The organism is Neisseria sp. 19428wB4_WF04, assembly GCF_015235335.1.
Classification (GTDB): Bacteria; Pseudomonadota; Gammaproteobacteria; order Burkholderiales; family Neisseriaceae; genus Neisseria; species Neisseria musculi.
In genome coordinates this window covers 1-1,031 of record NZ_JADGLG010000120.1, presented here as the reverse complement: position 1 = coordinate 1,031, position 1,031 = coordinate 1, and the positions used below count along the sequence as shown (strand labels likewise).

Annotated in this window: 1 pseudogene and 1 CRISPR repeat array; the pseudogene reads right to left on the bottom strand. The window is 53.9% G+C overall.

Annotation, left to right across the window (positions count from 1 at the left end):
• Nucleotides 1-116 (bottom strand): annotated as a pseudogene (locus tag IR141_RS12535) (IS1595 family transposase); the annotation flags it as partial.
• Between the two features lie 66 nt (nt 117-182).
• A CRISPR array of direct repeats spans nt 183-614; the repeat unit is 36 nt; unit sequence ATTGTAGCACTGCGAGATGAAAGAGGAAGCTACAAC.
• Nucleotides 615-1,031 lie beyond the last annotated feature (417 nt).

Sequence of the window (1,031 nt, the reverse complement as noted above, 5' to 3'; positions counted from 1 at the left end):
GTATTGGGCTGAATACCTAAGATATCGGCAGCAGAACGTGCGGTTACTTCCAATACAAAATATTCAAGCAGTTTTCTTTGCAGACTCTTCTTTAACTTACAGTGGGTTATCTTCATTTTGGCAGCCTGTCATGACTGCTAATCTACGTCAGCCCCTATTTTTTTGCTGACCCAACACCCCCGATTGTAGCACTGCGAGATGAAAGAGGAAGCTACAACATGGTCCCCGACTGGGGCAATACTCGTTATATTGTAGCACTGCGAGATGAAAGAGGAAGCTACAACTAACATCCGGCAACAATGCGAAGCTGCCGGATTGTAGCACTGCGAGATGAAAGAGGAAGCTACAACTTTGAGCCTGCTCTCGCTGGCCGTACAGCAATTGTAGCACTGCGAGATGAAAGAGGAAGCTACAACGGCGGATCTATAGCCCCTATTTACAGAGGAATTGTAGCACTGCGAGATGAAAGAGGAAGCTACAACGAAGAAATCATTGCCCCGCGCTCGCTGCAAATTGTAGCACTGTGAGATGAGAGAGGAAGCTACAACTCCCGAAAGCGTGTTTATACGCCCCGACCAATTGTGGCACTGCGAGATGGGAATGGAAGCTACAACTAACACACTATACTTTTTCCGGTTTCAAGGCCTGAATTGTCCGCCTGCTTCAACATATCCGCCACATATCAGGCCGGGCGGTTTCCCCCTGGCCGCCACTGCACCGCCTGATGAAGGCAAGACACCCTTGCTCGGTTTCAGACAGCCTTTGCGCTCCGTTTGGGCAACCGGCGGGGCGCAGGGCAGAAAGTCGTGCAGGGCCGGTTTGCGATTCGGCCGTCTGCAAACGCCTGCTGACCGATGGCCGGCCCGGGAAAGCAGTTGATAAAAGCGGGCGTTTTTTCTTTCGGCCGCCCCCGCCGGCAAAGCGGGGAGGCATCGGACGCCGGCATATTGACGGGCGGTGCCGCCTTGCCCCGAACCGGGCAGGGAATCCGGCAAAGGCGGGATTGACGGCCGTCTGAAACGGACGCGCCG